This window comes from Micromonospora sp. KC213, assembly GCF_004348325.1.
GTDB lineage: Bacteria > Actinomycetota > Actinomycetes > Mycobacteriales > Micromonosporaceae > Micromonospora.
Map to the genome: position 1 here is coordinate 1 of NZ_SMKF01000213.1, position 8,173 is coordinate 8,173.

The 8,173-nt window shown below is 62.8% G+C and carries 9 protein-coding genes; 4 read left to right on the forward strand and 5 right to left on the reverse strand.

Going from position 1 to position 8,173, the window contains the following annotated elements:
• Window positions 1–359 precede the first annotated feature (359 nt).
• Window positions 360–653 carry a type II toxin-antitoxin system RelE/ParE family toxin gene (locus tag E1166_RS27380; RefSeq protein WP_132342798.1) on the reverse strand — a complete coding sequence of 98 codons (294 nt, stop codon included), beginning with the start codon at window positions 651–653 and terminating at the stop codon, window positions 360–362.
• Between the two features lie 20 nt (window positions 654–673).
• On the reverse strand, window positions 674–958 hold the full coding sequence (locus tag E1166_RS27385; RefSeq protein ID WP_132342799.1) for a type II toxin-antitoxin system Phd/YefM family antitoxin: 285 nt from the start codon (window positions 956–958) through the stop codon (window positions 674–676).
• Between the two features lie 440 nt (window positions 959–1,398).
• Between E1166_RS27385 and E1166_RS27395 the strand changes: the two genes are divergently transcribed.
• Window positions 1,399–2,016, forward strand: a complete 618-nt coding sequence (locus E1166_RS27395; protein ID WP_165944445.1) for a sigma factor-like helix-turn-helix DNA-binding protein — start codon at window positions 1,399–1,401, stop codon at window positions 2,014–2,016.
• A 422-nt stretch (window positions 2,017–2,438) separates the two neighbouring features.
• On the opposite strand, the gene E1166_RS27405 is transcribed toward E1166_RS27395, so the two are convergent.
• Entirely contained in the window at window positions 2,439–2,687 is a 249-nt protein-coding gene (locus tag E1166_RS27405) for a GntR family transcriptional regulator (RefSeq protein ID WP_132342802.1), read from the reverse strand.
• Between the two features lie 204 nt (window positions 2,688–2,891).
• Here E1166_RS27405 and E1166_RS27410 point away from each other — a divergent pair, with 204 nt between their 5' ends.
• Window positions 2,892–3,131 (forward strand): hypothetical protein, encoded by a 240-nt coding sequence (locus E1166_RS27410; RefSeq protein WP_132342803.1) that lies wholly within the window; start codon window positions 2,892–2,894, stop codon window positions 3,129–3,131.
• A 211-nt stretch (window positions 3,132–3,342) separates the two neighbouring features.
• On the opposite strand, the gene E1166_RS27415 is transcribed toward E1166_RS27410, so the two are convergent.
• On the reverse strand, window positions 3,343–3,759 hold the full coding sequence (locus E1166_RS27415) for a GNAT family N-acetyltransferase (RefSeq protein WP_132342804.1): 417 nt from the start codon (window positions 3,757–3,759) through the stop codon (window positions 3,343–3,345).
• A gap of 269 nt (window positions 3,760–4,028) precedes the next feature.
• Here E1166_RS27415 and E1166_RS27420 point away from each other — a divergent pair, with 269 nt between their 5' ends.
• Window positions 4,029–4,457 (forward strand): tyrosine-type recombinase/integrase, encoded by a 429-nt coding sequence (locus E1166_RS27420; RefSeq protein ID WP_243710548.1) that lies wholly within the window; start codon window positions 4,029–4,031, stop codon window positions 4,455–4,457.
• Between the two features lie 303 nt (window positions 4,458–4,760).
• Here E1166_RS27420 and E1166_RS27425 read toward each other — a convergent pair whose 3' ends face one another.
• Window positions 4,761–6,053, reverse strand: coding sequence for a hypothetical protein (locus tag E1166_RS27425; RefSeq protein WP_132342805.1), 1,293 nt, complete (start codon window positions 6,051–6,053; stop codon window positions 4,761–4,763).
• A gap of 63 nt (window positions 6,054–6,116) precedes the next feature.
• On the opposite strand from E1166_RS27425, the gene E1166_RS27430 reads away from it, so the two are divergent.
• Window positions 6,117–7,898 carry a HEPN domain-containing protein gene (locus tag E1166_RS27430; RefSeq protein WP_132342806.1) on the forward strand — a complete coding sequence of 594 codons (1,782 nt, stop codon included), beginning with the start codon at window positions 6,117–6,119 and terminating at the stop codon, window positions 7,896–7,898.
• Window positions 7,899–8,173 lie beyond the last annotated feature (275 nt).

The window sequence follows — 8,173 nt, forward strand, 5'->3', positions numbered from 1 at the left end:
AGCGAGTCCGCAGCGCCCACCCGTACCACCCGCATCCCCGCCGGCTGTCGAGCTGAATGTGGTGAAGCCGTGTGGGCGCTGCGGACTCGCTCGCCCAACCGCCCCGCCTGCGGCGAATCGGGTATGGCAGTGCGGCCCGGATACCGGCCCTGGCCTGCGATCTCGCGACCCTGCACCCTCCGTCTGGGTATCCGTTTCAAGTGGGGCGGAGGTACCACCATGCGAACCGCACCGCCACGATCGCCGGCGATCCGCTAATGCCTCATCTGCGCAGCTCGCAGCGCAGATGAGGCAGCCAATGAGCGGCGTGTCGTCGCAGCCACAGTGGCGACGTCACCGGACCCAACCCAGAGTGTGTCCTACGAACGGTAGGCGTCGCGCCGGTGGCGTATCGAGTGGATCTCCACGGCTCGCTTGGCCTCGTTGATCCGGTAGATGATCCGGTACGTGCCGCGGCGGGCAGAGTGGAAGCCGTCGAAGGGTTCGTCGAGAGGCTTGCCTACCCGATACGGGTTGACAGCGATCGCCCGCTGGATGGTTTCCGTCGCCGCCATCGCCACCTCCAACGGCAGGTCCTCGTGCAGATTGCGGCGAGCCTGGCGGGAGAACATCACCGTGTACGGGCTGAGGGGTTCGTTGGTGCGGTCGTCCACCTGCCTGCCCCTCGGAGGCATCAGGCCGCCCTGCTTCGACGCCGCTCCAACTCGGCGCGAACCTCGTCCATCGAGAACGTGTCGCCGGCCGCGAAATCCTCCCGCGACTGGCGCAGGTCTGCGAGGGCTTCGTCGTCGGAGAGCAGGTCCAGCGTTTCCCGCATCGACTCGTACTCGGCCACTGAGATCAGCATCACGTCGGCGCGGCCGTTGCGGGTGATGGTGAAGTGGTCGTGCTCCCGGGCGACCCGGTCGGCGAGCTCGGCGATTCGGGCCTTGGCTTCCGTGATGGGAATGGTCTCCATGGTAGCCATTTTAGCGACCGGTCGGAATTGTGGTCAATCTGAGCCCCAATCGCGTCCCGACCTCTGCTCCGCTCGTTGAGCGTCAGAACCAGCAATCGACGCCTCGGAGAGACCCATGACCGTACGGCGTCGCACCGACACCCTTTGTCATCCTTTTCCTCGGCTCCGGCGTCGCCGTGGCCGAGCGTCGGTGCGTTCCTGGCCGGGATCCGGCGCGAGCATGGTTTTAGCCAAGCCGAGCTGGGCGCGATCCTCGGCCGGAGCGTCACGAGTCTTGCCTCGTACGAGCAGGGCTTGCGGCGACCACCGCGCCCGTTGCTGCTCGACCTCTGGACGTCATGCCCGTTGACGGCATCAGCTTCAACGATCTTGCCACGTGGTACGAGTATCGGCCAGTCACAACGGTCGACCCAACCGCGCACCGTTCCATCCACGAGTACATGACCGCGGTGCGTGTCTTCTCCGGCTACACCCGGGCCGGGTTCGCCGCCACACTCGGTTGCACCGCCGGCGCCGTCCGCGCGTACGAGCGCTGCGTGAAGCCCGACGGTGGCATCCTCCACACCCTCGTCCGACGGCACACGACACCGGGATCCGGTACCAGGACCTCGCCGCACAGTTCCGCACGCTGCGGCCGACACTCCAGGACCGCCGGCTGCGGGACGTGTTCGCGCTCCTCCGCAAGTACGAACGCGGAACTGGCCGCCCGCCTCGGCGTACCGGCACGGATCCTCGACAAGGGCGTCCAGGCCTGGCAGGCCACCACGCCCGTCTCGATCAACATCCCGCACCAACGAGACGGCCAGCCGATGGCAGCGACCCTGCCCGCGCGACCGCAGAGCGAACCAGCCGAACTCGAAACCGCCAACCTCGTCCGCGAACTGCTCGGCCCGCTCCATCCGGAGCAGCGCCGGTTGATCGAACTCCGATACCTGCACGAGGCTGACATCCATGAGATCGCCCAGCGGGTCGGATCCCCGCCGGAAGAGGTCGAAATCCGCCTCGCCGGAGCCCTCGAACACCTCCGTCACCAAGCGCGCCACGTCTACGACGCCTGACAACTGCCGATTTCCCGGCGTACCCGGGAACCCACCGGACCCATCGGACATCCCTCGCCCGCAGCTACGCCGGCTTCCTGCTGAATGTGGTGAAGCCGCAGGGTGGCGTTACGGAACCCGCTCGCCGGGCTGCTCCGGATGCGAGTCGGGTCGGGCATGCAGCGCGGCCAGGAAATTGACCTCGGCCTGCAGCTTCGCTGCTCGTGGACCCCTCCGTTTGGGTATCACGTTTCAGGTGGAGCCCAGGGGACTCGAACCCCTAATGCCCTGGGCCGGGTAGAGATCATCCGGAATCGGGCAGATCTGGCCTCTGACCAGGGCGGGACAGTCAACGCCTGACGGCGTTTTACACCCGTTTCCGGGCTCAGTTGTGCCGGATCTGTGCCCGATGATCATGCGACGGGCATCGGAGGCTATTGCCCCTATGGTTTGACGAACGTCCCGCGTTGCGGCACCACGAACAGCACACCCTGATCCACCAGCACAGCGATCGCACGTCGCACGGTCGCGCGAGCAAGTCCGTACTCCTGGACAAGCTGAGACTCAGACGGGATGGCCCGGTTGGGCTGCCAGTCACCACGACGAATCCGGGCCGCCAAGATGCCGGCCAGTTGGCGATAGGGCGGCAACGGCGCGCCGTGATCGATGCCGGCGTCCGGGTCAGGCTCCATGAACCTGACGCTAGAAGTCTCGACACGAGCCGCTTCAACCTTCTACGTACCTAAACGTCTGTAGACCAAGCTTGGTACGGTGCGACCAACCCGCTGTGCAGGTCGTAGAGGACCCGAACTCGCCCCGGTGCGGCGGCACCCCTGCCCGGCTGAGCTTCACCAGCTCGGCCGGGCAGGGCTCACCCCGCGAGGAGATACGGCACCATGACCGAAGTCCAGTCCCCGGCCCCTGTCCAGGAGTTCTGGATCACCCGTGAAGCATCGGTGCAGTTCGTAGACCAACGCTTCCTGTTTCGAGTGATCTCGGTGTGCCCAAAGCCCACCTACCAAGGTTGGGCCTGGCTGACCGGATACGTGCTAAACAGCCGGGGCATCGCGGTGGACAAGCGGGAGATCTACGTGCGGCTGGTCGGTCTTCGCCCAGCTCAATGCCTCGTCCGGTAGCCAGCGGCGAGCGGGATCGCGCCTTGGATGGCGGCGTACCGGACCGAGTGCACTGGCAGGCACGCCGGAGCTTACAGAGATCGACGTGCCATAAGGGCAGACGTCGTCTGTCGAGCAAGCCTCCATGTCACACTGCGGACTCAATCGCCGACTACACCCCGTCACTGCCGAGGCTGGTCGCGCTCATACCGGATCGCGGCAGAACAGTGCGTCATCCCGCAAGAGACTTGGTGAACAGAATCTCCAGCGGTTCGCCGGGTAGCAAAAGGCAACCGCAATCGACGTAGCCCAGTCGGCGATAGAGATGCTGGGCCTGTTCGTTGGCCAGTGTCGAGGTCATCACGGAGTCGTGACCTGATACTCGCTGCTGAGTCTCCCAGTGCTGAATCAGCCGCGTGCCGAGCCCTTCACCGCGCCGGTGCTCTTGCACGAACACCATGTTCATGAAGGGAATCTCGTCCCAGAAGAGGCCCCATCTGAGCCACCCTTGAACGTCGGTCTCGTCGACGGCCACGATGACTCGGCCGGCGTCGACGACCCGGCGAAGTTCCTCCTGGCCGACGTTGACGTCCGCCTGGAAGAGAAACGACAGATCCCGTTCGTCCGGCGCGCGTAGGTCGATCGTCATGAAAGGAAGATGGCACACCGCAAATGAGGGCGACACTTGAGGTCAAGCTGAGGCGAGGTTGGGCACCCTCTCATCGGCTACTTGTTTCATTGCTCTAGGACCGCGGCCCGGCCAGGCTTCGGTCTAGACGTCTGGGCTGTCGCTCTCACATCGGCTGCCCACCTTGGTGTGGCTCTCATTTGGCCTGCGCAGTCCCGGGCGTCGCTGCAGGGCAGGGAGAGGCTCAAGAGAAGTCTGGATCGTCGGGGACGATCGATCTTGACCCGTTCGTGGGTCAGGTGCTGGCCGATCATGTCCGAGACTTTCCACCCGTACCGGTGGCGATGGTCGACCTCACGTCCGGTGAGCCCGTGCGGCGGACCGTGCCGTTGCTGTTCACCACCACCCGGGGCAACGCCTTCACTGACCGCACCTGGTCCCAGGAGTGGGCCGGATGGCGCGATGCCGCTGGTTGGCCCAAGAAGCATGGCGGGTTCCACGCGCTACGGCACTTCTTCGCCACGACGTTGATCACCAACCACGTTGAGCCGCAGGAGGTGCAGCGTCTGCTTCGGCACAGGACGTTGCGCATCACCTTGGAGACGTACGTGCACTGGTTGCCGAAGCGAGATCGGCCAAGCGGCGTCGTTGGCTCGGTCCTGAGCTCAGCGGCGGAACGTGCCAGCAAGGCGACCATCCGGCTGCAAGATCATCACTGACCTGTGCCTGGCTTGTGCTCGTTGATCTTGTTCGGAAGAAGCGCCTGGTCAGAGGCGATATTGGTGGAGCCCAGGGGACTCGAACCCCTAACCCCTGCCTTGCAAAGATCAAGACTCGTATCGGTCAGTGTCGGTGACTGCCGCTGACCTGCTCGCCATGTCGTCCACCGTCGGTCTCGGACCGCGTCCGTCGGCCGGCTTGGCTGTACGGATGGCTGTACAGCCACCCTCATCCGTAGCTCCTCGGTGGCTGATGCAGCTCAGTCGGCTGCTGTAGTGCCGCCGCGCCCCAGCACTACAACTTCAGCCACGGAACATGTTCATGTGATGCCAGGCGAAGTAAGCCGCGCTCTCGTTCGTGTGGGTGCTGACGAGCCGCCCTTCGAGGTCGGCCAGCTTGTTCGCGATGGCCTTGTGCTCTGGCTTGAAGCTGCTGGTGACGATCTGGCCGTTCTCGTTGACGCTGATGTAACCCGTCTCGAACAGCGCATCGCAGCCGAAGACACAGGCGAGCATCCCCACGTGCGATAGGTCCCGGCGTTCGGTGTCGGTGCAGACCGACCGCGGCTTGATGTGAGCTGCCCACAGGAAGCGTGCTGGGTAGGTCTCGCCGCAGATGGCGCACTCGGCTTCGGACATTGAGCCCAGCAGACGGCGACGCAGAGCCGGTTGCTCGCCGCGCTGGGTTCCCGCGAACGGCTTTTCAAGGCTGCCTGTGAAGGGATCCGTTGCGACCTTGTCGGTCCCTGGCTCCGAGCTGGCGCCTGGCCCAGCCACGGCACCGGCCTGGAAACTAATGACAGGAGGACTGCCGCTGGCCAGCGCGTAGGGCAACTGGAGTAGAACGGCTCCGATGAAAGCGCTCCGGTAGCCGACCTGGTCGGGGTGGATGGTGACTGAACCATGTTCCCGCAGGAGCTGCAATGCCTCCTCGACCCATGCGATCGGTACCAGTTGCCCGGTAGGTGACGACTCCGTGGCAACAACGACGTCCGGCGGTCGCACGGCGAGGATCTTGTTCGTCCGCCCCTTGACGGTAAGCAGAGGCACGCCAATGAGCGAACGGAGCAGCTCGACCGCCTCCATCCGCGCTTCACTCGGTACATAGCCGCCGGCGGCGACCCGCGAGGCTGGAAACCTGTCACCGAAGGTCGCCGTGAACGACTCCCCGAAGGTCTTGCTCAGGGGGAAGAGGTAGCCCTGCTTGACCAGGCCCGCACGATTGAAAGGCCCAGCCTGCGGTTCCCTCAGCCGTTCGTCAGGAAGCAGCTCGTCCAAGGCGACCGGGTGCGGGGCTTCGCTGTAGGTCGTTCGGATCATACGGCCGTAGCGGTCCCACATGTCTTCTGGCAGGTCGCCGGGCCTGTGTGCATCAACCGCGGCGGTCGCCACCACGCTGAACGCACGGACGCCCTTCGCGTAGTGGAGGATCACGTCTCCCGGCCGCACGTCAAGCATGGACTGCCAGTGCAGGGGCTGGACGCCATTCTTCTGCACCTTGGGCGCCCAGAGGATCCCGGCCTTGCGCTCCTGCTGGTAGGTCTGGCCCTGGTTGACCCACCAGTAGTTCGTTTGCCCTAGCTTCGCTTCCGCCACGGCGTCTGGTCTACCGACTCCCGCCAGCGAAGACAAGGTGCAATCGGTCGAGATTCCCCAAACATGACCACTGCCCTCCTCTTCGGCGTGAATGTGGATCTTGCCCGTCGTCGCGCTGCAGGACGTTGCCTCCTGCCAAGCATGCGCGAGGTCCTACAACTCGTCGGTGTCCGGCCGTCGCTCTTCCGGCTCTTGCCGCTAGCTGGATTCCCCGTAAAGTTCAGGGACATGATGTCGACCGATCAGCTACGAGCTTTAACCAAGACCTTTGGGCGGGATTTGCTGGCGTACTGCCTGAATGTCAATTCTGTGGATATAGAGGCGTTCGAAAATAACATCAATGAAGTGCCCGGGGATAGAGCCCCAGTCCTCGCAAATATCTTTCGGGAGTTGACGACCCTCAAGGTTCACGCCGCTATTTCTGACACCCCGCTAGAGCTTCTCATCTCCGATCTGGCCGTCATGGATAGCGCAGGCAAGAAGACCTCTGTCTTTAATTACTGGCGATCCGAGTGTGGGGGATCTATCCCCGACTTCCATACCGGCGACCCAGTAGGCGATGCCATGGCCGCCGGCCTCGCCTACGTGTACCCAGCCACGCTTGTCCTCCGTCATCGAACGGGAGCGCCTTGGCGCTTCTCTTCGGCGCCCGACTACCCATTCGACCTAGATGCATCGAAGTTGGCCGGCAAAGCAATCCTAGAAGACCCAGACCTTTCAGCCCTGTTTCCGGCACGAGATGGGGAATTTTTTAGCATCAGTAGCCCTGCCATTAGCAATGCGGGAACGGCTGGAGGAATCCAGCTTGCAGTCATGCCAAACGCCCTATTCCGGAGCGCTTACACGATGTTCCGCTTGAGGCAGCAGACATCCGCTGCTTCGTTGCGGGAATCCTTGACAGAGACTCTGCGAATTCTCCGATCCGCCGCCCGCGGGGTGCCCACTTCCGTTCCGATGTGGATCGGCATTGGCAACATCCACTTGCCAGATGAGGGTGTAGACCTGCCGTGGGGGCGACTCCGTCGGTATCCGTTCCCGACGGATCTAGAGGTGATCCCACCAGATGCCCGACCGTCGACTACGGGCGATGAAGAGGGAAACATCCTGACACTTGGTGCCATCCTTGAAACGACCTATGAGTATGAGATAAATATTGCTGAACTCAATCTAGCGGGCAGTTCGAATATTGCCTGGCCTAGGAGCATGGAACGGGAGCGAGCCAAAATTTCCGACACCATAACGCATGCTTTCTTCTCAGCGGTGCTCGCGAGTGAGAAAAACCCGCCGGCTGCATGCGCGCACCTCTGGACAGCCATCACGGATCCTCTTTCATTCGGATGCCGCATGTCATACAGAACAGATGCTACGGCACCAGTTGGACACTACCTTCTATCACCATCGGAAGTCTCGGAAATGCGCGTGTGGGCAGAGAGGCTCCGAGCCACACCGGTCAACAAGATCGAAATACCGCGTCGCCGAATACTTTCGGCAATAGCCGAGCGAAAGGATCCGGTCGACGGGTTCATCGATGCAGTGATTGCCTGGGAGAGCCTTTTCGCTGGAACGGATCAAAGTGAACTTTCCTTCCGCATCTGTGCAGCCATTTCCAAACTGCTATTCGAAGAAGCCAGCGACCGCTTGGAGGAACACAGGAAGCTGATTAAGTTGTACAGAAAGCGGAGTAAAGTGCTTCACGGCACTCAAGAGATCAGCGTTACAGAAGCCATCGAGTCGAGAGATTATGCCGTAAGGGTGGTAATTGAATGCCTGAGGAAGCTATATCTTGAACACCCTGAGCTTTTGCAAGACGCCGACAGGTCAAAGAAGATTATTCTTGGCTTCTGAGAACCTTTAATTAGCATAGGGAGACGGACGCGAGCCGCCCTGAATTCTGTCATCCCGTCTGCCGCCGACCCACACTCCGTGGAGCGGGCCAGGGCCAGGGTGACAAGGTGGAGCGCCCTACTGGACGTACGACCTTGTCACCCTGGCCCTGGTCTGCTCGGCTTGCCTGGGTCGGTGGCTGGCGGGATGGCATCCCACCCCAACCACCCACGACCGGGACCGTTCGGCAACTCCATCCTGGAGTCGTCTGGCCCCCGCCGGAGGCAGCTCTAAAC